Annotated in this window: 28 protein-coding genes and 1 pseudogene; 24 read left to right on the top strand and 5 right to left on the bottom strand. The window is 69.3% G+C overall.

From position 1 onward, the window contains the following. Positions 1-12 precede the first annotated feature (12 nt). The 11 genes from ACGFZS_RS46835 to ACGFZS_RS46785 all read left to right on the top strand — a co-directional run bounded on the left by ACGFZS_RS46835 (position 13) and on the right by ACGFZS_RS46785 (position 8949). Positions 13-918: a GIY-YIG nuclease family protein gene (locus ACGFZS_RS46835; protein ID WP_393800327.1), complete on the top strand. Its 906-nt coding sequence runs from the start codon at positions 13-15 to the stop codon at positions 916-918. Next, positions 915-1820 carry a hypothetical protein gene (locus ACGFZS_RS46830; RefSeq protein ID WP_393800326.1) on the top strand — a complete coding sequence of 302 codons (906 nt, stop codon included), beginning with the start codon at positions 915-917 and terminating at the stop codon, positions 1818-1820. Before ACGFZS_RS46835 ends, ACGFZS_RS46830 begins: the two co-directional genes overlap by 4 nt. Further along, a complete protein-coding gene (locus ACGFZS_RS46825) occupies positions 1817-2332 on the top strand; it encodes a hypothetical protein (protein ID WP_393800325.1) in 516 nt (171 codons plus the stop codon). Before ACGFZS_RS46830 ends, ACGFZS_RS46825 begins: the two co-directional genes overlap by 4 nt. Positions 2333-2335: 3 nt before the next feature. Further along, the gene (locus tag ACGFZS_RS46820; protein ID WP_393800324.1) at positions 2336-2929 is read left to right on the top strand and encodes a hypothetical protein; all 594 of its coding nucleotides are present in this window, start codon (positions 2336-2338) and stop codon (positions 2927-2929) included. Between the two features lie 138 nt (positions 2930-3067). Next, positions 3068-4840 carry a hypothetical protein gene (locus ACGFZS_RS46815; protein ID WP_393800323.1) on the top strand — a complete coding sequence of 591 codons (1773 nt, stop codon included), beginning with the start codon at positions 3068-3070 and terminating at the stop codon, positions 4838-4840. Positions 4841-4861: 21 nt separating this feature from the next. Further along, positions 4862-5245, top strand: coding sequence for a hypothetical protein (locus ACGFZS_RS46810; protein ID WP_393800322.1), 384 nt, complete (start codon positions 4862-4864; stop codon positions 5243-5245). 62 nt (positions 5246-5307) lie between these two features. Beyond that, complete coding sequence (locus ACGFZS_RS46805) at positions 5308-7641, top strand: type IV secretory system conjugative DNA transfer family protein (RefSeq protein ID WP_393800321.1); 2334 nt, start codon at positions 5308-5310, stop codon at positions 7639-7641. 143 nt (positions 7642-7784) lie between these two features. Beyond that, the gene (locus ACGFZS_RS46800) at positions 7785-8168 is read left to right on the top strand and encodes a hypothetical protein (protein WP_393800320.1); all 384 of its coding nucleotides are present in this window, start codon (positions 7785-7787) and stop codon (positions 8166-8168) included. Between the two features lie 20 nt (positions 8169-8188). After that, positions 8189-8482: a hypothetical protein gene (locus ACGFZS_RS46795; protein ID WP_393800319.1), complete on the top strand. Its 294-nt coding sequence runs from the start codon at positions 8189-8191 to the stop codon at positions 8480-8482. Next, positions 8479-8673, top strand: a complete 195-nt coding sequence (locus ACGFZS_RS46790; protein WP_393800318.1) for a hypothetical protein — start codon at positions 8479-8481, stop codon at positions 8671-8673. The genes ACGFZS_RS46795 and ACGFZS_RS46790 overlap by 4 nt, the downstream gene beginning before the upstream one ends. 108 nt (positions 8674-8781) lie before the next feature. Further along, positions 8782-8949, top strand: coding sequence for a hypothetical protein (locus tag ACGFZS_RS46785; protein ID WP_393800317.1), 168 nt, complete (start codon positions 8782-8784; stop codon positions 8947-8949). Positions 8950-8954: 5 nt separating this feature from the next. On the opposite strand, the gene ACGFZS_RS46780 is transcribed toward ACGFZS_RS46785, so the two are convergent. Genes ACGFZS_RS46780 through ACGFZS_RS46760 form a run of 5 tightly spaced genes read right to left on the bottom strand, consistent with a single transcriptional unit; the run spans position 8955 to position 13603 of the window. Next, positions 8955-9164 carry a hypothetical protein gene (locus ACGFZS_RS46780; protein WP_393800316.1) on the bottom strand — a complete coding sequence of 70 codons (210 nt, stop codon included), beginning with the start codon at positions 9162-9164 and terminating at the stop codon, positions 8955-8957. A gap of 17 nt (positions 9165-9181) precedes the next feature. Beyond that, positions 9182-10903, bottom strand: coding sequence for a hypothetical protein (locus ACGFZS_RS46775; RefSeq protein ID WP_393800315.1), 1722 nt, complete (start codon positions 10901-10903; stop codon positions 9182-9184). Positions 10904-10917: 14 nt separating this feature from the next. Then, positions 10918-12144 carry a PBSX family phage terminase large subunit gene (locus ACGFZS_RS46770; protein ID WP_393800314.1) on the bottom strand — a complete coding sequence of 409 codons (1227 nt, stop codon included), beginning with the start codon at positions 12142-12144 and terminating at the stop codon, positions 10918-10920. 26 nt (positions 12145-12170) lie between these two features. Then, complete coding sequence (locus ACGFZS_RS46765) at positions 12171-12698, bottom strand: hypothetical protein (RefSeq protein ID WP_393800313.1); 528 nt, start codon at positions 12696-12698, stop codon at positions 12171-12173. Positions 12699-12700: 2 nt separating this feature from the next. After that, positions 12701-13603: a hypothetical protein gene (locus tag ACGFZS_RS46760; RefSeq protein WP_393800312.1), complete on the bottom strand. Its 903-nt coding sequence runs from the start codon at positions 13601-13603 to the stop codon at positions 12701-12703. A 155-nt stretch (positions 13604-13758) separates the two neighbouring features. Here ACGFZS_RS46760 and ACGFZS_RS46755 point away from each other — a divergent pair, with 155 nt between their 5' ends. The 13 genes and pseudogenes from ACGFZS_RS46755 to ACGFZS_RS46695 form a co-directional block, all read left to right on the top strand. After that, on the top strand, positions 13759-14577 hold the full coding sequence (locus ACGFZS_RS46755; RefSeq protein WP_393800311.1) for a hypothetical protein: 819 nt from the start codon (positions 13759-13761) through the stop codon (positions 14575-14577). Positions 14578-14592: 15 nt separating this feature from the next. Continuing rightward, positions 14593-15450, top strand: coding sequence for a P22 phage major capsid protein family protein (locus tag ACGFZS_RS46750; RefSeq protein WP_393800310.1), 858 nt, complete (start codon positions 14593-14595; stop codon positions 15448-15450). A gap of 51 nt (positions 15451-15501) precedes the next feature. Then, the gene (locus ACGFZS_RS46745; RefSeq protein WP_393800309.1) at positions 15502-15882 is read left to right on the top strand and encodes a hypothetical protein; all 381 of its coding nucleotides are present in this window, start codon (positions 15502-15504) and stop codon (positions 15880-15882) included. 1 nt (position 15883) lies between these two features. Further along, the gene (locus ACGFZS_RS46740; protein ID WP_393800308.1) at positions 15884-16423 is read left to right on the top strand and encodes a hypothetical protein; all 540 of its coding nucleotides are present in this window, start codon (positions 15884-15886) and stop codon (positions 16421-16423) included. Positions 16424-16428: 5 nt separating this feature from the next. After that, the gene (locus tag ACGFZS_RS46735; RefSeq protein ID WP_393800307.1) at positions 16429-16803 is read left to right on the top strand and encodes a hypothetical protein; all 375 of its coding nucleotides are present in this window, start codon (positions 16429-16431) and stop codon (positions 16801-16803) included. Beyond that, positions 16803-17144 (top strand): hypothetical protein, encoded by a 342-nt coding sequence (locus ACGFZS_RS46730; RefSeq protein ID WP_393800306.1) that lies wholly within the window; start codon positions 16803-16805, stop codon positions 17142-17144. The genes ACGFZS_RS46735 and ACGFZS_RS46730 overlap by 1 nt, the downstream gene beginning before the upstream one ends. Continuing rightward, positions 17141-17479: an HK97 gp10 family phage protein gene (locus ACGFZS_RS46725; protein WP_393800305.1), complete on the top strand. Its 339-nt coding sequence runs from the start codon at positions 17141-17143 to the stop codon at positions 17477-17479. Before ACGFZS_RS46730 ends, ACGFZS_RS46725 begins: the two co-directional genes overlap by 4 nt. A gap of 15 nt (positions 17480-17494) precedes the next feature. Beyond that, entirely contained in the window at positions 17495-17731 is a 237-nt protein-coding gene (locus ACGFZS_RS46720) for a hypothetical protein (protein ID WP_393800304.1), read from the top strand. A 3-nt stretch (positions 17732-17734) separates the two neighbouring features. Beyond that, the gene (locus ACGFZS_RS46715; protein ID WP_393800303.1) at positions 17735-18190 is read left to right on the top strand and encodes a hypothetical protein; all 456 of its coding nucleotides are present in this window, start codon (positions 17735-17737) and stop codon (positions 18188-18190) included. A gap of 10 nt (positions 18191-18200) precedes the next feature. Continuing rightward, on the top strand, positions 18201-18785 hold the full coding sequence (locus ACGFZS_RS46710; protein ID WP_393800302.1) for a phage tail protein: 585 nt from the start codon (positions 18201-18203) through the stop codon (positions 18783-18785). 120 nt (positions 18786-18905) lie between these two features. Beyond that, on the top strand, positions 18906-19346 hold the full coding sequence (locus tag ACGFZS_RS46705) for a hypothetical protein (protein WP_393800301.1): 441 nt from the start codon (positions 18906-18908) through the stop codon (positions 19344-19346). Positions 19347-19360: 14 nt separating this feature from the next. Then, positions 19361-19786, top strand: a complete 426-nt coding sequence (locus ACGFZS_RS46700) for a hypothetical protein (RefSeq protein WP_393800300.1) — start codon at positions 19361-19363, stop codon at positions 19784-19786. 15 nt (positions 19787-19801) lie between these two features. Beyond that, a pseudogene (locus ACGFZS_RS46695) lies at positions 19802-21377 on the top strand (peptidase M23); the annotation flags it as partial.

Genomic DNA, 21377 nt, shown 5'->3' with positions numbered 1-21377 from the left:
ACCAAAGCCCCCATGACCGCCATCCCGCGGCCCACTGGCAAAGCCGCCCGCATCGTGGAGCGAATCCTGCTCGGTCTCTGCTGGACCACGCAGGCGGCCAGCCTCTGCTTCTACACCGCAATCACGGTGCAGTCGCCCATCTGGCACAGGATGTGGTCCTCCGAACCGTTCACCACGGCCTGCCTGGGGGCCCTAACCATAGGCATGGCCATCCTCTGGCCCATAAGCCTGCGAGAAGAACAGAAAGTCTTCTACGACCGCCGAGCCCAGCGAACCTACCGAAAGCTCAGCTCCCTCGCGCACGCCACCGTCCTACTCGTCGCGTCGCTTGCAGCATCCGTTCACTCCAACCGGATCGGTATCTGGTTGCTCCTGGGACTGGCTGCCCTCTACTCCAAGGTCACGTGGTCGGCGTGGATGCGAAGCCGGTTCCTGCCCGCCGAGGACCAGGCCGTCATCGACGCCATCCAGGCACGCGAAGACGAGCAGGCCTCGGCCATCCACGACGCCAGCCAGAAGGAACTCCGCCGGCAGCGACTCAGCGCCGTCCTTACCAGCCTCGGCTACCAACTGACCGACCCCGACCCCGTAGCCACACCACAGAGCCAGGACAGCCCGGCACAGACGGGGTGGACCATCCCCGCGCGCAAGCACGCGCCGCTCGTCTACTTCATCCGCAACGGGAACCGCTTGAAGATCGGCACCACCACCGACCTGAAGCGCCGAATCCGCACCCTCGCGCTGCGCGCCGAAAACGTCGTCCTGCTCCTCGACGGAGGCCAGTCCCTCGAACGCGAACTGCACAAGCAGTTCACCGACCTCCGCATCAGCAACACCGAGTGGTTCGCCTACGACGGCGCCCTCATCGACTTCATCGCCGACCAGAACCGAATCGCCCGAAAGGAAGAGGACCAGTGAACACCGCCCGCAAGAAGTCCCCCCTCACCAAACTCGCATCCCTCCTGTCCTTCGGCTCCCTGATCTGGACGACGTGGAGCCTGTTCGACCTGCTCGGAGCCGGCCCCGCCGGGATCACCGTTGCCGCATGCGCAGACGCCGTATGGGGCTCCGTCATCTACGCCGAATACCGCGGCGTACGCCTCGCTGGGAAGAAGTGGCCGGTCGCCCTCTTCGGATGGACCGCGCTCCTGGCCGTCGGGTTCTTCCTCGTCTGGCACGGCATTGCCAACGGCAACCTCGCCATGGCCTTCGCCGGACCGTTCCTGCCCGTCGGATCGAAGGTCGTCTGGGCCCTCGCCCTCGCCGACATGCGGGACCCCGCCGCACTGACCGACGCGGAGAAGACCACCCTCGCCGCAATGGAACGCGGTCTGGCGTTCGAAGAGGCGCAGCACGCCACAGAGATGCGGCGCCGCACGATGCGCGCCGAGCTCCTCATGGCGGAAGTGTCCACCGACTTCGACATCGAAGTGATGCGGCAGGACCGCGCCCGGGAGCTACACAGGAGCCGCCCCCTGGAGTTGACCGTCGCACCCGACGCCCCGCAGCGCACTGAAGCGGACGGTGAAACCGCAGATCACACCTATGAGGCGCACCAGATCAGCGTGCCACTCATTCCCGCTGAGACGCCCCGCATCATCCGTGAGGCGCCCCTGCTGCACGACGGCGAGACGCTCTCGCTTCAGGGCGTATCGAAGGCTGAAGCGGTCCGTATCGTCCGTGCGGCGGAGCCCACCGCATCAGCGCCGCAAATCGTGAAGCGCCTCGCGCAGCAGGGCATCGAAGCGGACGCCGGATACGTACGGACCGTCCTGTCCCGTATCAAGCAGCGCAACACCACCGACGGAGGCTACCTGTGAGCCTCCGACACACGACCGCCAGGCTGCGGACGGCGCCCCCGCCCGCGGCCCCCGGCCGCGCCCCCTTCGGCCCGCGGACACACCCCGCCACCCGCCCGGGCCCGGTCCACGCGGCACCGGACTGGCCGTCGCGCTGGCACCTGCTCATCCCCGCCGGCTTCCGCAACCAGATGGAAGCCCTCGGCCTGTGGCAGAACCCCACCCCTCTCATCCCGTCCGACCACCTCGCCCAGACCCTGGCGGTCCTCGACCGCTACGGATGGGGCCGCAGCTTGGACTTCAGCCCGACCGGCCGGATGTGCATCCGCGGCGCCCAGACCTTCCTCGAACGCACCGGGCACGTCACCCCGACCGGGCGGGCCCGGGCCGTCGACTACCTGCAGCAGACCCTCCAGGAACACGGCTACCACCAGCCGTTCTTCGCCTGGAACGACCACCAGGACCGCACGGTCCAGCACGTCAGCAACCTGATCACCCACGCCGCCGGCACCGCACGCAAGAACGGAGAATGAGCAGTGACCCCCGAGCAGTTCGACCAGGAATTCGGCCCCGAATTCGCCCCCAGCACCGCTCCCCAGGCCAGCCCGTACGGGAATTACACGCGGCCGGTAAAGCCCGGCCTGACCAAGCGCGGAAAGATCGCGATCACGGTTGCTGCGCTCGCCGTCGCCGGTACCGGATTCTTCTGGTACGAGTCCAATGCGGCGCAGGCCGCGAAGGACGCCAAGGACACTGCAGCGCTCGAGATCCAGATGAAGAAGCTGGAACTGGAGAAGCTGAAGGAAATCAACAAGGCGACCGTCGCGCAGAGCAAGGAGAAGGCCACCGCGGACGCCACCCGGCAGAAGGCGGTCAACGCCTGCATCGAGGCCGACAAGGGTCTGGTCGGCAAGCAGATGGGCGTCACCTACAAGTCCGTGGTGGCCGACTGCCAGAGCCAGTTCGCCGACGACAGCGACGGCACGGACATGGCCGCGGCCGGCTCCTCCACCAGCACCGGCAGCGGGGGCGTAGGCATCAACTCCACCGGTCTGCTGGCCATCGCCGGCGGCGGCGGTCTGCTCGTCGTCATGGCCGCCAGCCGCGCCAGGCGAACTAACACACAGTAACGGCCCCTGGTTACTTACTCCTTGCTTCCGGCCCTGTGGAGCAGTGAAGACGCCTTCCACTGTGATCACGCGGAAGGGATCTTCACTGCCACGGCCGGGAGTAAGTAATCACGTTCAGTCACACACGAGGAGCGGTAGATGGCGACCGACACGGTCCCCGCAGCAACCCCCGGACCACCGGATCCCCCCAACACCCCGGCCACCACGGCGGCCACCGGGCAGACCCCGTCCAAGGGGTTCCTCGCGTCGATGGTGTCCGCCGTGGAACCCGCCCGGGCCACCTTCGACATCGTCCCCACCACCGGCACCGACACCCCCGCAGGCGCTGACGGGGTCCTGGACCGCTCCGCCCCGGGCGTGTCCTCCGCGTCGTACCGGGACGCCGACCAGGCCACCGCCAACGACCCCGACGGACGGCAGCGGAAAGCCCAGGGATCCATCTGGAAGGCGTGGTGGCTGGCCGGCGCGCAACGCTGGGCAAAGGGCGGAGGCACCGCCAACAAGCGCCTCGACCTGAGGAAAGCGAAAGCCAATTCCCACCAGGTCAAGGAAAACCGCACCACCACATTCAGCAGGTCCGGACCTGCCCTGGTGAAGAATTCCATGGGATCCGGTAGCGGAACCAAGCAGAACGGCAGTAAGTCGGGCGGCAATTCGCACGGCAAGGGGCCCGTGAATTCCAGCGGGAACCGGTCGAACACGCACGGCCGGGACGGGTCCGGCGGCCGGTCGGGAAGCCACGGCCCTGCCGGAGCGGACACCAGGAAGCAGTCGGGCGGCCGCGGCCAGCACGGTCAGGGCGGCAAGGGATCGTCCGGGGCCGCGGGCGCCGACGGGTCCCGTACTTCCGGCAAGCACACGGACGGCAGCCGCGATTCGAAGACGAAGGCGCCCAAGCACTCCACCGACAAGCCGGGCCACGCCCCCGGCTCCGGCAGCAGCGGAGGAACGGGCAAGCAGGGCGCCGACGGGAAGAGCGGAGCGCACGGCAAGGACGGCAAGACCGGAGGCGCCGGCCACCCGGGCGGGCAGGGCGCGTCGGGCAAGCACACCGGCACCTCCTCCGCCGATACCCGGACCCCGCTGGAGAAGTCCCGCGAGATCGGCCACAAGGACGGCGGCAGCGTCCGCAACGTCGTCGACCACGTCAAGGCCTACAAGGACGGCGTCGCCGACGGCTACCGCGACAAGAAGGACGAGAACGCCAAGGAACACGACCGCCTCGACAAGGCCCACGAGGACCACAAGACCGCCAAGGCCGACGCCGAGAGGAACACCAAGCCCACGGATCCGGCCAAGCCCACCAGCGGCACCGAGAACACCGGTGGCGACGGCCGGCCCCCGCTCAAGACGGTCGTGAACGGCCAGCCCATCACCATCACCGACGACAACGCCCCCCTGGAGGACCCGCTCATGAAGACGCCGACTCCCATCCAAGCCCAGGGCATCGACGCCACCACCATCACCCTGGGAGACGGCTTCCTCAAGAACAAGGTCTCCCGCGGCGAGCTCCGCCGCTTCAAGCAGTACGAAGGCCGCCTCGAGGCACGCATCACCGGCCTCGCCCAGGTCGCCGACGCCACCCGCGCCCTCGCCGCGCAGGCCCGCGACCAGGCCACCGAATGCCAGAACCTCGCCGAACAGGCCAAGAACGTCAAGGGCGGAGAGAAACTCGTCGCCGCCCTCACCCGGCTCGCCGACAACGCCAAGGCCCAGGCCGAGGAAGCCGACGAAGTCAACAAGACCGCCGTCAAGGCCCACGACTTCGCCAAGGCCGTCCTGTCCAACATCCAGACCCGGTACGCGCCCCTCTACCAGGCCGTCGTCGACAGCGACGAGACCAAGCCCGCCGAGCTCAAGTTCTACACCGACCGCGGCGTCACCCCCACCGAGACCGCCCTCGCCGCCTGACACCCCCAAGGAGCCCCCCCTGTGGCCACCGAACTCACCTACAAGTCACTCCAGCGCGCGGTCGCCGCCCTCGAGAAGAAGGTCACCCGCAACGCCACCGACATCCAGGCAGCAGCGAAGGTCATCGACGACGAAGCCACCGCCGCCCGCAAGGAATCCGACGCGATGGCAGCCCAGAGCGTCGACAAGGACTCCGTCGCCGACGCCTCCGAACTGTCCAAGGTCATCCAGGGCGTCTCCGACGGCATCCTGTCCTACGCCGTCAAGGGCCAGGACACCGCCCGCCAGGCCAAGACGGTCGCCGACCAGGCCCGCACCACCCACGGCAACTTCCAGGAAGCCTTCGACCGCTCCACCGTCGACGGCCTCGAGAACGTCTCCCGCGACTGGTTCGAACAGCAGTAACCCGCCACCCCACCACCGCCCACCACCCGGCCACCCCTCATCCCAGACAAGGAGCACACCCCGTGTCCACGAACACCCGCACCGCACCCCGCACCGACACCGCGGAGCGGGCCGCCGCCATCACCCAGGCCCTCCTCCCCATCGCCACCGGCATCATCACCCCCCTCCTCGACCCCTCAGCCGCCACCATCGCCGGAGGCACCTACCTGGCCGGCGCCACCTTCGTGGCCGCGAACTACCTCGGACGGCTCGGCACCTGGGCCAACGACCTCCCCGGCATCGACATCGCCCGCGCCCACCGCGACACCCTCGGCATCTCCACCGTCACCACCGGCATGGCCCTCGGCCTCGGCCTCACCGGCGGCCCCCAAGCCGCCGAAGCCCTCATGGCCGGCTGGCTCGACATCGCCCACCAGCCCATCCCCGGCATCCTCTCCCTCGGCTGGTGCGCCGCCGTCGCCCTCATCCCCCTCAAACTCCGCCGCATCTTCGGCCGCCACCACACCCACCCCACCACCAGCACCGAAACCCTCACCGCGATCAACCACACGTTGGGGCCCGTCACCGTCGCCGACGAAATCCTCGCCGACTGGCACCGCCACATCAGCAACCCCGACACCGGCATCCACAAGGGACAAGTCCTCACCGACGTCGTCGTCTACACCGACCGCTGGACCGGCCGCATCATCGCCCCCGCCGGGAACGCCGTCACCGTCACCAAGGAAACCGTCTCCTCCGTCTACCGCCGCAACCCCGCCTGGATCACCCTCAGCCACGGCGACCACTCCGGCGAAGCCCGCCTCACCGTCAACCACCAGCCGCCCGCCGAACTCGACCCCAACACCCTCGAAGGCGCCTGGAAACGACGCGTCGCCTGCCCCGGCGGCACCCTGCCGAAAACCCACCTCGAACACGTCACCGACGACCCCAACACCGGAGGACAAGCCGCCTGGGTCGTCGCCGACGACGACATGCGCGGCGCCCTCCGCGCCCCCGACCTCACCGACCTCGCCGGAGACCTCCGTAAATCCCCCGCCCTGATCTCCTACGAACCCAACCCCAACGACGTCCGCAAAGCCGTCATCCGCGTCATGGACACCAACCCCCTCAAGAAGGGACACGACTTCCAAGGCCTCGACTCCCTGAAGATGACCAAGGGAGGACGGTTCCCCATCGGCCGGATCATCTCCGGACACCCCGCCATGCTCCCCGCATTCGACCCGCAAATCGGCGGCCAACACGTCGTCATCGCCGGCACCACCGGATCCGGGAAGGGCGGAGCCACCCAAGTCGTCTCCCTCGGCTACCACGCCAACGGCGCCGCGATCCTCTACGCCGACCCCAAAGGATCATCCAACCCCGCCATCACCAAAATGGCCGCCCACTCCGGACTCACCCAACACGGAGCCCTGGGCACCCTCCGCATCTCCTACGCCATCCTCCAATGGCGCATCGCCGAATCCGCCCGCCTCGAACTCAAGAACTTCCAAGCATCCAAGATGCGCCCCTGGTGCCCCACCATCCTCGACGAAGCCGGCCAACTCCTCGCCCCCAACATGCCCAACCGCAAGGAAGCCGTCGCCATCGTCAAGGCCGGCGCCACCCTCGGCCGCTCCATGGGCATGCCCTGGGTCATCATCAACCAGGTCATCAACCTCGACCAGCTCGGAAGCGAACAGGCCATCCGCGCCAACCTCATCAAGGGCGGATCCTGGATCATCCTGCGCACCGACTCCGACCAGGCCAACCTCAGCGACCTGCCCCCCGGATTCGAAGGCATCGACCCCGGCATGATCCCCGCCGTCTGGCCGCACGGCGAACAGTCCCTCATCTACGACCCCGACCTCCCCGAAGACGACCCCACCCGCACCTTCGGACTCGGCTACCTCGCCACCGGCGGAGGACGCCCCGGCATGATGCGCATCGACACCCTCGAAGACGCCACCCCCCACATCCAGCACGACCACATCGCCGTCCCCGAAGACTTCCCCGACTGGGACGACAGCACCCTGGAAGAGATCGCCAACACCCCCATCCCCGGCTTCGAGGAGAAGGGATCAGGCGACGAAGACCACGACGGCCCCGTCATCGCCCCCGGCATCAACCTCCCCGCCCAGAAGGACCTGACCGCCGAGGACAAGGTCCTGACCGCCCTCCGTGATGCTGCAGACCCCCTCCACCTCGAATATCTCGACGGCAGCACCGACGTCGACGAGGACGACTTCGAGATCACCTACACGGACCGGCCCGCCCTCCACGCCGCCACCGGTCTCGTCGACTCCACCTTCGCGAACACCCTGAAGAAACTCGAAGCCAACCGGAAGATCCACCGCGTCACGGAAGGCAAGACCGTCCGCGTCGCCCTCGGCCCCGGCCCGCAGGGGAAGCGCCTCTGACAAACCCCCGCCCGTAGGACACCATCAACTCATCCCCGCCTGAGGGCCCGGTCGTCCCCCCGCCCCACCCCCAGGCACCACGGCCCCGCCACCGACTTCCCCCGTCCGGTGGCGGGGCCGACCCACACCCACCGGAGACCCACATGCCCCGCTACCGCAAGAAGCCCATCGAGGTCGACGCCATCCAGTTCACCAACGGCAACAGCGTCCAGGTAGCACAGTTCATCACCAACGGCGGCGGCACATTCCGCACCGACACCCACCCAACCGACGGCACCCACGACGTCTTCCACATCCACACCCTCGAAGGCGAGATGCGCGCCAGCGACGGCGACTGGATCGTCAAGGGCATCCAAGGCGAGTTCCACCCCGTCAAGCCCGACATCTTCGAAGCCACCTACGAGACAGCGCAGACACCCCAGCAACGCTGCTGCGGACGCCCCGAGACCTGCGACTACTGCACTCAATGCGCCGACTTCCAGGCCCGCCATGTCGGGGACCGGTTCTCTTCCGATTCGCGCGCGTGAGCCGCAGAGAGGGGCACGGGATGCCTGACCTGTACGGCTGGATCCTCGAGCAGATCGGCGGCAAGGAGACGTTGGCTCGGATCCCGGGGAAGCAGTGGTGGGAGCCGTGGGTGTTGCGTCGGTGCGCGGGAGACCGGAAGCTCCTTGAGGTCCACAAGCCACGGCAGGACGGTACCGGCTTCCCCGACAGCTTCCAGTGCCCGACGTGCAGCGAGGACGGTGGGGACGGCTACCAGTACCTCGTCCCGTTCCCGTGCGAGACGGTGCGGGCTCTGGCCGAGGCGTATGGCTGGAAGGAAGGCGCGTCTTCGTGAGCAAGGAACTCCGAGGCGTCGACGTCGCCTTCACCGTGCACAGCCCCGACAACCTGCCGGTGAAGGACGGGGAGCAGATGTACGCCGACGATGTCGTGCTGGAAGTGCGGGAGGCCGTGGAGGCGGCGGTGGGGGAGTGGTACGCGCGGCGCGGGCGGGAGCTTCTCGCCTCAGAGCCGCTCATCTCCTAAGTTACCCGCTGGTTCGGGTGCGACCTGCGGAAACGTGGCACCCAACGGCCTCCCGCCGGAACGATCCCGGGACGGGCGGGCATCCTGTGAGGGAGGGGAGGTGATCACATGCCGGGACGGAAACACGCCGGATTCAAGAGCAAGGCCCAGTGGAGGCTGTTCTTCGCGTCGCCGAGACTGCGCCAGTTCGCCCACCGGAAGGCCCACGCCACGAAGGGCGGGCCGGTGACGCGCTACCGGCGCCTGCCGATGCGTAAGGGCGTCCGCCGCCGCTGACAGCCCTACGAGCCCCCGCCCGCTCCTTCGCCCGTCAGGACCGCCACGCCGTCGAACTCGGCGGCCGGCTTGAAGAACCCGCAGCCGAGCAGCTGGCACCGCCAGCCCAGCCACATCGGGTCCTTGGCCAGGATGTGCTCATGCTCCAGCGGCTCCCGGCCGAGCAGCGGACCGTAGGCGTAGCGCATGGCGTCCGTGCTGTGGTTCACGGTCATGCCCGTCATTCTCCCGCTCAGGCCGTCGCCTGCTGCCCCTGCTTCCCGTCCTGGGCTTGGGGGGCGTTCGGGTCGCCGGGTTCCTGCCCGGCGGCCGGGTCCTCGGGCGCGCCGTCCTCCGGGGCTGTCGCCGCGGGATCCGCCTGGCTGCCGCTGGTGCCGAACGGGTCGCCGGCCGGGAGCGGGTTTGCCACCGCCTTGTCGTCCCGGATCCGCGCCACCTCCTCCTGCACCTCGTCTTCGTCCCACTCCGGGTGCAGCGTCTTCACCTTCATGTACGTGGAGATGGCGCCCGCGGTCTCCAGGAACGACAGGGTCCTGCCGACGGCTTCCGGGTCGGGCTGTACGGCCTGCGGCCACGAGGCGGTCAACTCGGCGGTCGGGTCGACGCCCTTCGCGCCGCAGTGCTTGACGTCCACCCACATCGTCGTCGTCACCAGATCCAGGAGTGTCGGCCGCTGGTACAGGATCTTCGTGCCGCGTGTGGTCAGCGACTCCTCCTTCCGCGCCACCACCTCCGTCGCGGTCGCCGCGACGGTGCCCTCGTCCCCGAACGACTGCGCCGAGTAGCCGGCGGACGACAGGATCTGCTTCCGCAACGCCGTGCACGTCCGCTCATGCTCGTCGACACGGATCGCGAACTGGTTCATCGCCATCGACGACGCACCAGAGCCTTCGTCCAGCATGTTCAGCTGCACGAACACCTCACGGTCCAGGTCGAAGAACCCTCCCTTGCCCGGCCCGTCCGTCTCCAACATGCTCTGCGGCAGCATGATCCGCGCCTTCCCCAGGCGGAGATCCCGCATCCACGACGTCCACGCCTCATCCAGGGACCCCATCAGCGGCTCGATCCCCGCGAAGTCGGAGCGGCCGAACGGTTCGGCGTCCGGGATGTGATCCCACATGCGCTGCGGCCGGATGTTCGGCAGGTAATGCACCAGCAGCCGGTCCACGTCGGTCGCCATCCGTCCCTGCGCGTCGACCCGGGCCACCAGGTACTCGGTGTCCGGATGGTCCGCCAACCCCATCGACATGCCCAGGGTGTCCGCATCCCCCCGGTACAGGCCGTACTCGATCGTCCCGGGCTCGTGCCGCTCCAGCAGCCGCCACACCTCCGAGCCGCCCGTCGGCGACTCCAGCACGGTCCACACCGTCGCCGCGGTCAGGATCCCCCACTTCCACTCCGGGACCACCGCGTCCGGGCCCAGCACGTCCCACCACGGGCGCGGCCGCAGCGTCTTGTCCCACACCACCCGCACATACACCCCGGACAGCGCGGACGCCTTCTCCGTGCCCTCCCGCATCGTCGCGTGCCCACGGTCGTCCAGGTACCGCTTGATCTGATCCGTCGTCGACTTCGCCACCTCCGTGTCCTTCGCGGAGTCCGTGTCCACGGTGACCGACGGAACGTCCGCCCACAGCAGGTTCGCCGACAACTCCGCGATGTCGCCGGCGAGCGGCACGTGCAGCTTCGACTGCGGCTGCCCCGGAGTAACCGGCTCCCCCCAGAACATGCGCGCCAGACTCCCCACCAGACCGCCCCGGAACTGCGACGGCTTGTTCAGGTCGAAGAACTCCCGGGCGCGCGGGTTCTGCGAGTACGAACCCGGCCCCCCGTACACGAGCGCCAGATGGTTCGTGTCACCCGAGTACCAGGCCCGCCACACATCCATGTCGGCGAACGGCTCATGGAACTGAACGGGCGGCCACACGGTCTTCCCGGACGGCGGCAGCGGCATAACGTGGTTCCTTCCTAGGCGGCCATGGCCAGCTGGCGCTGCCACAACGCTCGAGTGGTGTACGTGACGTAGCGGGTGGAGTCGATCCCGTGATCGGCAACCTTGATGGGCTTGTCCTCGCCCTTCTCCGCGGCCTTGTCGTCCCAGGCGTAGCCCGGCATCTCCGCGATCAGGCCCTTGCACGAGGAGTGGACGAGGAGCTTCCCCGCCGAGAGCAGGCTGGACATGGTGCGGATCCCGTCCAGCACCGCGTTGTTCGCCGGCGTCGGCGTCAGCTTGTCCCGACGCAACTGAGCCGAGAACGACGCGGCGGACGGGTCGACGGTGACGAACTGGGGGCGCACCGGGCCGATCCCGGGAACGTCCGCGAGCCAGTGCCGCACCCGCTCCGAGTACTCCAGGTCCGTGAGCTGACGGCGCTGCTGCCGGCCGTCATACCGCCACTCCGAAGCGATGTACAGCTTCCGGTCCCGGCCCAGGCCCAGGAGCGTGGCATGGAACGGGTTGGTCTGCCCGTAGTCGACGCCCACGCCGATCCACCTGGCGATCTCCGGCAGCGTGCTGGTGATGTGGCGTGCGTCGTCCCACATGTCGAAGACCGCGCCCTCGGCAGCGATCCACTCACCGAGGACGAACCGCCGATACCAGAGGCCCACGAACTCGGCCTTGATCGCTTCGACATAGTCCGTGGCCAGGGACGGGTTGTCGTCCAGCGTGTAATGCCAGTAGCGGATACCGAGTTCGTCGCGGCGGTCGATGAAGTCCCGCTTCAGCCAGTGCGCCGGCGAGCCCGGATTCGTCGACGCAAACAGCTTCGCCCCCGGCACCGACATACGGCCCAGAAGCTGCGTCCAGAACTCCTGCGGTACGAGCGTGGCCTCGTCCACGAGCGCACCAGCGCACGTCATACCGCGGAGCCGCTCCTCGGCCCGGACGTCGTTCGCACCGATCACGCGGACCGGGCGGCCCAGGATCGTTGCCGTCGGAGCGCCACGCGTGTAGTGCACGTGCTGCGCCAGCGCCCCGAACAGGTTCGGGTCCTGCAGCGGGATGAACACGTTCGATGCCGCGGTGTTCGTGGTCTTCGCGATGACCGCGAGTTCCCCGCCCTTCGGTGCTGAAGCCACGTAGATCAGCCACCGCAGCAGCGTGGAGATGGTCTTCCCCGCTCGGATCGACCCCGAAGCGATGTTGATGCGGGCGGTGCTGTGTGCGACGAAGTCGATCTGCTTCGGCGACATGCCCAGAGCGGGGGCCGCGAGCACCGCTACTCCGCCGAGCCGGCGTCGTCCGCAGCCTGCTGCCTGTTCTGCGCGGCCAGGGCAGCGATCCCAGCAGCGAGGTTGTCGAGCATCGACACCGCGTTGTCCGTACCGGCCTCGCCCTGCGCAGGCACCAGCTTCAGCGACCGGTCGATAGCCATACCCGCGGTCGACATCAACGCCCGCTTGTCCGCGGCCGGCGGCTCCGAGACGGGCTCCTCGGCGTACGTGTTGTCCTTGCCACCGAAGCTGTAGATGATCGCTGGCTCCCACATCTGCTCACGGAGCCGCTCGGCGTCCTCGATCAGATCCGTGGCCAACTGGCTACGCCGCTCCGCGAGATCAGCCAGACGTGCTTCCGTGGCGGCCTGGATCTGTGTCCGGTCGAAGGTCAGTCCCAGGTATGCGGCAGTACGGGAAGCGCAGGCCTGAGCGATGTCCATCTCGCGTGCGATGGCGTTTCGGCCCAAGCCGAGAGCATGGAGAGCGCGGAACTCGTCGAAGCGGTCCGCGCTGATGGTTCCGCTAGGCATGGTCATGCAGTCCTTTGGGCGGGGACAGTAGGGCGGTGGCCGGCACGGGCCAACTGCTGCAGCAGCACCGGCAGCGCGGTGCCGCGGGTACGCCAGTTGGGGTGCCAGACGATCACACTGCACCTGCAGTGCGGATGCCGTGGCGGGCCCGGGATCGACGTGAGGAACACGGTCCGGGCCGGGTCCAGGGACAAGCCGCCGGGGAAGTGGCCGCCCGGGCGGATGGAGCGGCCCGCGTACGCCGCGCACGCCGGGCAGGCGCCGGGCTCGGCGACCCACAGCAGCCGCACCCCGGGGCCGAGGTAGCGGGCGAGCGTGAGGGCGGCGTTGGCGGCCGCCGACGTGATGGCGACGGCGACCCCTGCGGTGATGCGGGTGACCGCGCGCCGTGCTCTGGAGAACACGGCCTTCACCCCGGCGATTCCGTACGCGGTCAGCCCGGCTGTGGTGAGCAGGGCCAGGGCGTGGGAGTGCTCCTCCTGCACGGCGGCCGCGATGTTCCCGGCGGCACGGTCGGCGACCGGCCCGGTCTCCACGGGCACGTTGGCAGGGGAGGGAACGCCGCGCAGAAGTGCGGTGATCCTGGAGGCGTGCTGGATACCCAGGGCGGCTGCGGTGTAGGCGGCGCGCTGTGCCTCGCGCATGGCGTACGCGCCTTGCCCGTAGAAGGCGGCCTGGAGGCTCTTGCGGATGTGCTCGATGAGCGCCTGGAGGTTGGCCGCGGACGGGATGGCCTGCGTGGGCGTGGTCACCAGCATCCAGCGGTGGGTGGCGTCGGTCTCGGCGTCGGTGAGGGCCTTGGCCAGTGGGCGGGCCGCGATCGCGGCGTGGCGGTGTTCGAGGGCGCGGAGTTGGGCGGGCTGACGCTGGGCCAGGTCGGCGATGTTCTTCGACGTCTCGGTCACTACAACCCCCCTCTCTTCCTTGGATTCAAAGGCTAGCTTGCGTTCTGACCTTTGATTGTGCAGCATAGTGCCAGGGTTTGGGTTAGCATCCATGCCAGACGTGCGCGGGCAAGGCACCGCGATCAACCACGTCCAGGCAGCCCAAGGAGGCTCTGATGTCGACCCCCGCCCAGCCGTCGAGCACGCCCGCAGACCCCGGCACCCAGCCGGCCGCCCCGCAGCAGCCCGAAGGCAACGCCCCGACTCCGCCAGAGCCGGCCGCACCCGCAACGCCCCCCGCGCAGCCCGCCACACCCGCGTCTCCCGCCGCCGCCCCGGCCACGGAGCCGACCACCGAACCCTCGGGCAAGGCCCCGAAGTTCGACGGCGACTTCGACCCCGCCCGCTTCCAGAAGCTCGTCGAAAACCTCCGCACCGAGGTCGCCGACGAGAAGCAGAAGCGGACCGACGCTGAGAAGAAGGCCCAGGACGACCAGGCCGCCTTCATGAAGAAGGTCGCCGCCGCGTTCGGCCTCGACACCGGCGAGGAGAAGCCGCCCACCCCCGAAGAGCTCACCGCCAAGCTGGCCGAGGAGCAGGCCCGGACCAAGGCGTCCGACGACCGCGCCCGCCAGACCCAGGTGGAGCTCGCCGTCTACCGGTCGGCCGCCAAGCACGGCGGTGACCCGGACGCGCTCCTGGACTCCCGGGGATTCGCCACCGCGATCGCCAAGCTCGACCCGGCCTCCGACAGCTTCGGAGCCGACGTGGAGAAGGCCGTCAAGGACGCGGTGGACGCGAACCCGAAGCTCGCCGTCGCCAAGCCGGCGGCCGAGCCGAAGCCCGCCATCCCCGCGGGCGGGGCCCCGATGGGCGGTGCACCGGGCGGCAAGAAGCAGTTGGGCGCGGAGGACGCGGCGCGGATGTCCCCCGAACAAATCGCAAAGGCCGTCGAAGAGGGTCGCTTCACTGCGTACCTGGGTGGCGGCCGGTAGGCATTAGGAGCCTCCGTGTCGATCAACAACTTCAAGCCGGAGATCTGGAGCGCGCAGCTCCTGATGGCTCTGCGCAACAGCCTCGTCTACGCCCAGCCGCAGCTCGTCAACCGCAACTACGAGGGCGAGATCAGCTCTCACGGCCAGAGCGTGCACATCACCACCATCGGCGACCCGACGATCTTCGACTACGACGCCGGTGACACCCTCAACTATGAGGACGTCGAGACCGCGGGCACCGACCTCGTCATCACCGAGGCCAAGGCCTTCGCGTTCAAGCTCGACGACGTCGACAAGGCGCAGGCCCTCCTCAACCCCATGGCGCAGATGGCCCAGAACGCCGCCTACGGCCTCCGCGACAAGGCCGACGCCTTCGTCGCCTCCCTCTACACCGGCGCCGCCTCCGCCAACGTCATCGGCTCCACCGGCTCCCCGATCGACACCTACACCACCGCGACCGACGCCTACGACAAGGTCCTGGTCCCGCTGCGCACCAAGCTCAACCGCGCCAGCGTCCCCAAGGAAGGCCGCTACGTCGTCGTCAGCCCCGAGTTCTCCGGCTCCCTGCTGAAGGACTCCCGGTTCATCAAGGTCAACGAGTCCGGCACCGAGGAAGGCCTCCGCAACGGCATGGTCGGCCGCGCCGCCGGCTTCGACATCCTCGAGTCGAACAACACCCCCAACCCGTCCGGCGACACCCAGGTCGTCCAGGCAGGCTACCCGGGCGCCATCACCTACGCCGAGCAGATCCTCGAGACCGAGGCCCTGCGCCTGCAGTCCACCATCGCCGACGCGATCCGCGGCCTGCACGTCTACGGCGGCAAGCTCCTGCGCCCCACCGGCATCGCCGTCGCGTTCATCAACCCCGCCTAAGCCCCTAGGGCACCGAACCCTTCGTGCGCTGATCCCCTAGGAGGACCCACCATGGCGCGCACCGTCGTCAGCTACAGCAACCTCGTGCCCAACAGCCACCTCACCAGCCCGGCCGGCACGACCATCGACGCGACCCTCGTCACCAACGGTGTCGAGATCGACGTCGTCGACCCGGAGCACACGATCCTGCGGGTCGCCAACACCCACTCCGCCGCGCACAACGTCACCGTCCGCGCCGGTTCCGGCACCCAGGCCTGGATGGCCGGCCAGGGCGACCTGGCGGTCTCGGTGGCCGCGACCACCGGCCTGGAGTTCATCGGCCCGTTCACGAGCGCCCGGTTCCAGCAGGACGGCTCGAAGCTGTACGTCGACTTCGACGCCGGCTTCACCGGCAGCATCACCGTGCTGCGGATGCCGAAGGCCTGGAACTGACGTGGCCTCCCGCGAGTACATCGGCACGGGTGGGCTGCGGCTCACCCTGGACGACCCGCTCTCCCCGCAGATGGCCAAGCAGGTCGCCTCCGGGCAGCTGCACCCGGCGGACGGCGAGCCGGCCGACGTGGAGGCCGGGGACAAGTCCCTGGTCGTGCAGCACGGTTCCGAGGCGGACACCGTCAACCGGGTCGGCACGCACCGGCGTAGCCCCGGGGAGAAGCCGGGCGAGGACGCGTCAGCAGGGGAGTGGGCGACCTACGCGGTCGCGCTCGGCCTGAACGCCACCCAGGCGTCCACCCTGTCGCTCACCCAGCTCTGTGAGTGGGTGGCCGCGCAGGAGGACCTCGGCGACAGCGCCCAGGACGAACTGCCCGCCGACGGCGAGAATCTCGAGCGGCCGGCCAAGAACGCCCCGGTCGCCGACTGGCGCGCCTACGCGGCCACCCGCGGCATGGACCCGGAGCAGGCCGAGACCGCCACCAAGGCCGACTGCCAGGACTACGTCCAGGTCCTCGACGACGCCGAGGCAGGGGAGTAGGGGCCATGGCGTACGCGACGATCAGCGACCTCGAGGAATGGCTCGCCCCCGAGCCTGCCCCGGCGAACGCGCTGCGCCTGCTCGAGCAGGCCTCCGACGCGCTCGACGGCGCGCTGATCGGCGCCATGTACGACCCCACCGACGCCGACGTGCAGGAAGTCCTGCGCAAAGCGTGTGTCCGGCAGGTCCACTGGATGATGGACCGCGACGACGAGACCGGCGCGAACAACGACCTCCAGTCCATGAGCGCGGGTTCGAGGTCGTTCACCCGTCGCACCGTCGGCGAAGGCGCCGGCGCCGCACCCAGGATCGCCCCGCAGGCCGTCACCGTCCTCCGGAACTCCGGGCTGCTGACCATGTGGCCTCTGGTGGTGGGCTGATGCCCGGGCCGATCGGACGCCAGACGGTCACCGTCCTCGAAGCCGCTCTCGTGGCCGGCGACTACAACACCACCGTCCGCGACTGGGACCACCCGACATCCACCCCGGTGCCGGGCTGCACCATCGACTACACCTCCAACTCCCGCAGCAGGCAGGCCGGAGACCAGACCACCACCCGCGCGGTCCTCCTCATGCCCCGCCGCGCCATCGAGATCACCACCAGCATGCGCGTGCAGTGGGACGGCCGGACGTGGGAGGTCGACGGGGCGCCCGCGCACGCCGAAGGCGCCGGCCCGCTGTCCGGGCAGGCCGTGAACCTGCTGGAGGTGAAGGGCGGATGAGCGGCACCGAGGTCAGCATCACGGTCGAGTTGGACGAGGACGCCATCCACAACCTGCCGCACACACGGGTGGTGCAGGACGACCTCGAGCAGCGCATGGACCGCGTCGTGCAGGTCGCCCAGGCGACCGCCCCGGTGGACACCGGCCGGTACAAGGCGTCCATCCACCGTGTCCCCGAGCCGGGCCCGGACGGCGAGGTCTCCGTGGAAGCCAACGTGCCGTACGCGATCTACGTGGAGCACGGCACCCGGCAGACCGACCGCACCGGCCGGGCCATCCACCCGCCCCACTACACCCTTTCGACCGCTCTCGACGCAGCTGGGGGCGACCACTGATGAAGGAGTACCGCCATGGCTGACGGCGCCGAGCTGGTCAAGCTCAGGCTCACGTTCTGGCACGGGACGAAGAAGCCCGGGGACATCGTCGAGGTCCGCCGGGACACCCTGCACACCTGGCGCGGTTTCGCCGTCCCCGTCGAGGACGAGACGCCCGCCGAGCAGGAGACCCCCAGCAGCAAGCCGGACGACACCACCCCGTCCACCGAGGCGTCCACCGGCCCGGCCAAGACATCCCGTACGAAGGCCTGACCCGTGACCACGCCAGTCCAGCTCCCCGACGGCAAGCAGGTCGGTATCGACCTCCTGCAGGCCGCCCTCGGCACGTCCGCGTACGTGGTGGGTGAACTCCCCGAGGGCGAGGAGTTCGACCAGATGCTGGCCGAGCGTGGCGGGATCGTCCGCATCCTGCGGATCGGCGGCCCCGCAGGCCTGCGCGGCTGGGCGGACAGCAGCGCGATCGACCAGCCCCGGTTCTCAGTCGACTGCTACGCCCCCGCCAAGCCCGCTCTCGGTGCGGCCACGCGGCTCGCGCTCCGGGTGCGCGCGGAGTGGGAGTTGCTGGCTGGCCAGTCCACCGCCGACGGGATCGTCGTCGGCACCTCGGAGGAGACCGGACCGCAGGACCGCCCGGAGGAACCCAACACGGGTGTCCGCCGGGTCGGCATGACCCTGGGGATGAGCGTGCGCCCACCCCGAACCCAGAGCTAGGAGGCCCGTCGTGGGCAACGCAGACAACATCAAGATCGGCGTAAAGGGCAAGTGCTACGTCGCCCCCGTCGGCACGACCATGCCCACCACGCCGGTCGCCGCGTGGGGCACGGGCTGGGTCGACCTCGGGTACATGCACCCGGACGGTCTCGAGGAGGCCCTGGGCGAGGACCGCACCGAGGTCATGGCGTGGGGTGAGGAGGCCCCGGTGAAGACCCGGGTGAAGTCCCGCGACGGATCCTTCAAGATCACGTTCCTGGAGACCACCGCGGACCTCCTCCAGCTGTACTACGCGGTCGAGGCCGACGACATGACCAGCACCGCCGCCGCCGTCGGCCCGCCGGCCGTCCCCCAGTTCCTGTCCTTCGGTACCGGCCAGGCCTCCCCGGGGATCGAGCGGGCGCTCGGCATCGACATCATCGAGGGCGACGAGATCGAACGCATCATGATCGCCCGCGTCGACGTGTCCGACCGCGGCAACCGCAAGCGCAGCGCGGACGACGCCAGCAGCTTCGAGCTCACCTTCAAGCCGCTCGCCGCCCCGTCCGGCGGCCAGGCCGTCCAGCGGTTCCTCACCAACGTCTCCCTGACCTGACCCCCCTGAACTGGTGGCCCGCTCGCGCTCACATCCCTTGGGCGGGGGCGGCACGAGCGGGCCACCACCCCCTTTGCAAGACCCCCGCCCGGCCCCTGCCCAAGAAGAGGAAAACCCGCCGTGTCCAAGCCCAACCGCAAGGTCATCCGCCTGCAGCAGATGCGCGCCCAGCGCGCCCAGGCCGCTGGCATCAAGTACGTCGACGTCGTCTTCGAGATCCCCCTCGCCGGAGACCAGCCCGAGGGTGTCGTCCCCGAAGAGCGGGTGTGCTCGTTCCTGACCCGGGACTACTGGCCCCTGGAGATCGTCGAGAGCGTCGAGGAAGCCGAAGGCGACCAGAACATCCACGTACTGCGGCAGATCGCCACCCCGGCCGGCGCGTTCGACGACCTCGTCAAGGTCGCCAAGCTGACCGTCGGTGAACTGGTCGAACTCCTCGAGGAGCTGCAGAAGGAGGCCGGGAGCGAGCCGGGGGAAGACTCTGGCTCCTCCACCTCCTCCGAGAGCACGCGGGAGCCGTCCGGGCCGACCTCCAGCGCTACTACCCCGGCCGCCGCCTAGAGGAGTTCTGGGCCATGTCCTGGGGTGAGGGAACGATGACCTGGTCCGAACTACGGGACCTGGTCGTCGCCCTCCCCGAGGACTCCGCCACCAAGGCCGCGGCCTCCGGTGACCGGGAGGGGCGCCGCTGGAACCAGGTCAGCTACATGCAGGCCACCACGGTGAACCTGCTGCAGCTGCTGGCCCAGATCCAGTGGAAGGCCCACCTGAAGGGCGAACCCCCCGCCATGAGCCCGGTGGAGCCGCCGAAGCTCGCCGCGGACGAGGAACGCGACCAACTCACCGAGGCCCGCAACGCCCGCAACCGGGCCGTCCTGGACCGCCTCGCCCCCCAGCAGGGGCCGGTCAACCAGGCGGCGCAGCAGGCGGAGATCGACCAGTGGATGGCCAGGATCCGCGAACTCGAGCAAGTCAGGCAGCAGCAGGAACAGCCGCAGTAGGGGAGGGAGGGCAGCATGTCGGACGCAACGCTGGTCGGCTCGACACGGGTATCGCTGATCCCGGACATGAGCCAGTTCGGCGACCGGCTGCGCACCGAGCTGCCCTCCGCGATCCGGGACCCCGCCAAGACCGCCGGTGATCTGGCCGGGGACCTGATCCGGAACGCGATCAGCAAGAAACTCGCGAAGCCGATCGGGGTACGGATCAAGCCGACCCTCGACGACAAGGCCGTCACCACCCAGCTGCGGAAACTCACCGAGGACCGCACCCTCAAGGTCACGGTCGAACTCGACGACAAGGCCGCCACTGCGAGCCTGGCCCGGCTCACGCAGGACCGCCGGGTCAAGGTCACCGTCGTCCTGGACGACAGCAAGGCCCGCGGCCAGATCAACGCGCTGACGGGGCAGCGGAACATCAACATCCTGCCCACCATCAACGAGGCCGCCTACAACCGGGCCAAGGCGAAACTCGACAAGCTGACCGCGGACCGGGTCGTCAACATCCGGGCGACCGTCGATACCCGCGTCGCAGCCAACGAGATCAAGAACCTGATCCAGCGGCGCACCATCCGGATCGGAACCGACGTCGATACCCGCGTCGCTGCCGACTCGATCGCGAACCTGACCCGCCGCCGGCAGATGACGATCCAGGCTCGCGCGGACACGGAAGGCGCCGCGAACTCGCTGCGGTTCCTCACCCGCGATCGCACGGTCAACGTTCGGGTCCGCTCCATCGGCCTGGCCGCGCTCGCCGCAGGGTTGAACGGTCTGGGTGGCGACGGTGGTGGCGGTTCCGGGCTCGGCGTCTTCTCCTCCCGGATCGCCAGGCTCGCGGCCGCGGCGATCGCCGCGTTCCCGTCGGTCGCTTCCCTCGCGTCGGCGATCGCCCAGATGGGCCCGCTCGCCGCGACCGCCGCGCCCGCCGTGGCGCTGCTGGGGACTGCGTTCGCCGCCATCAAGGTCGGCACGTCCGGGGTGAGCGACGCCATCAAGGCAGCGTTCCAGCCCGCGGCCAGCGAAGCCACCAAGGCGGCCTCCGCGACCCGGCAGGTCGAGAACGCGCAGCGCTCCCTCGCCAAGGCCCAGCAGTCCCTCACGGACGCCCAGGTCCAGGCCGCCGAGCGGGTCAAGCAGGCCCAGCAGCAGGTCGCCGCATCCGAACGGGACCTGACCGCCGCCCAGCGCGACGCGAAGCAGGCCCAACTCGACCTGACCGCGGCGCGTCGGCAGGCCACCCGGGACCTGCAGGACATGAACAACAGCCTGGCGGACTCCCGGCTGTCCGAGCAGGCCGCGACGCTCGCCGTGCAGCAGGCCGAGGAGGACCTGGCCCGGGTCCGCTCCGACCCCTCCGCCACCCAACTGCAGATCCAGCAGGCCGAACTCGCCAAGGACCAGGCCGTCCAGTCCCTCAGCGAGCAGCAGCTGGCCACCCAGCGCCTGGAGAAGGACACGGCGTCCGCGAACAAGGCGGGCGTTGAGGGCGCCAAGGCTGTGGTGGACGCGAAGCAGAAAGTCGCGGACACCGACCAGCAGGTCGCCGACCGGCAGCGAGCCCTGGCCGAGGCTCAGGCGAACGTCACCAAGGCGC

The sequence above is a fragment of the Streptomyces sp. NPDC048288 genome (assembly GCF_043201555.1).
Taxonomy (GTDB): Bacteria; Actinomycetota; Actinomycetes; order Streptomycetales; family Streptomycetaceae; genus Streptomyces.
Note: the sequence above shows the minus strand (reverse complement) of the source record. Positions and strands in the feature narration are given on the sequence as shown.

Excerpts from the sequence above, each read along its gene's own strand:
- ACGFZS_RS46730 (WP_393800306.1), top strand. The coding sequence starts at position 16,803 with ATGCCCGGGCCGATCGGACGCCAGACGGTCACCGTCCTCGAAGCCGCT.
- ACGFZS_RS46745 (WP_393800309.1), top strand. The coding sequence starts at position 15,502 with ATGGCGCGCACCGTCGTCAGCTACAGCAACCTCGTGCCCAACAGCCAC.
- ACGFZS_RS46795 (WP_393800319.1), top strand. The coding sequence starts at position 8,189 with ATGCCTGACCTGTACGGCTGGATCCTCGAGCAGATCGGCGGCAAGGAG.
- ACGFZS_RS46755 (WP_393800311.1), top strand. The coding sequence starts at position 13,759 with ATGTCGACCCCCGCCCAGCCGTCGAGCACGCCCGCAGACCCCGGCACC.
- ACGFZS_RS46720 (WP_393800304.1), top strand. The coding sequence starts at position 17,495 with ATGGCTGACGGCGCCGAGCTGGTCAAGCTCAGGCTCACGTTCTGGCAC.
- ACGFZS_RS46815 (WP_393800323.1), top strand. The coding sequence starts at position 3,068 with ATGGCGACCGACACGGTCCCCGCAGCAACCCCCGGACCACCGGATCCC.
- ACGFZS_RS46785 (WP_393800317.1), top strand. The coding sequence starts at position 8,782 with ATGCCGGGACGGAAACACGCCGGATTCAAGAGCAAGGCCCAGTGGAGG.
- ACGFZS_RS46765 (WP_393800313.1), bottom strand. The coding sequence starts at position 12,698 with ATGCCTAGCGGAACCATCAGCGCGGACCGCTTCGACGAGTTCCGCGCT.
- ACGFZS_RS46725 (WP_393800305.1), top strand. The coding sequence starts at position 17,141 with ATGAGCGGCACCGAGGTCAGCATCACGGTCGAGTTGGACGAGGACGCC.
- ACGFZS_RS46700 (WP_393800300.1), top strand. The coding sequence starts at position 19,361 with ATGTCCTGGGGTGAGGGAACGATGACCTGGTCCGAACTACGGGACCTG.
- ACGFZS_RS46780 (WP_393800316.1), bottom strand. The coding sequence starts at position 9,164 with ATGACCGTGAACCACAGCACGGACGCCATGCGCTACGCCTACGGTCCG.
- ACGFZS_RS46835 (WP_393800327.1), top strand. The coding sequence starts at position 13 with ATGACCGCCATCCCGCGGCCCACTGGCAAAGCCGCCCGCATCGTGGAG.
- ACGFZS_RS46775 (WP_393800315.1), bottom strand. The coding sequence starts at position 10,903 with ATGCCGCTGCCGCCGTCCGGGAAGACCGTGTGGCCGCCCGTTCAGTTC.
- ACGFZS_RS46770 (WP_393800314.1), bottom strand. The coding sequence starts at position 12,144 with ATGTCGCCGAAGCAGATCGACTTCGTCGCACACAGCACCGCCCGCATC.
- ACGFZS_RS46735 (WP_393800307.1), top strand. The coding sequence starts at position 16,429 with ATGGCGTACGCGACGATCAGCGACCTCGAGGAATGGCTCGCCCCCGAG.
- ACGFZS_RS46800 (WP_393800320.1), top strand. The coding sequence starts at position 7,785 with ATGCCCCGCTACCGCAAGAAGCCCATCGAGGTCGACGCCATCCAGTTC.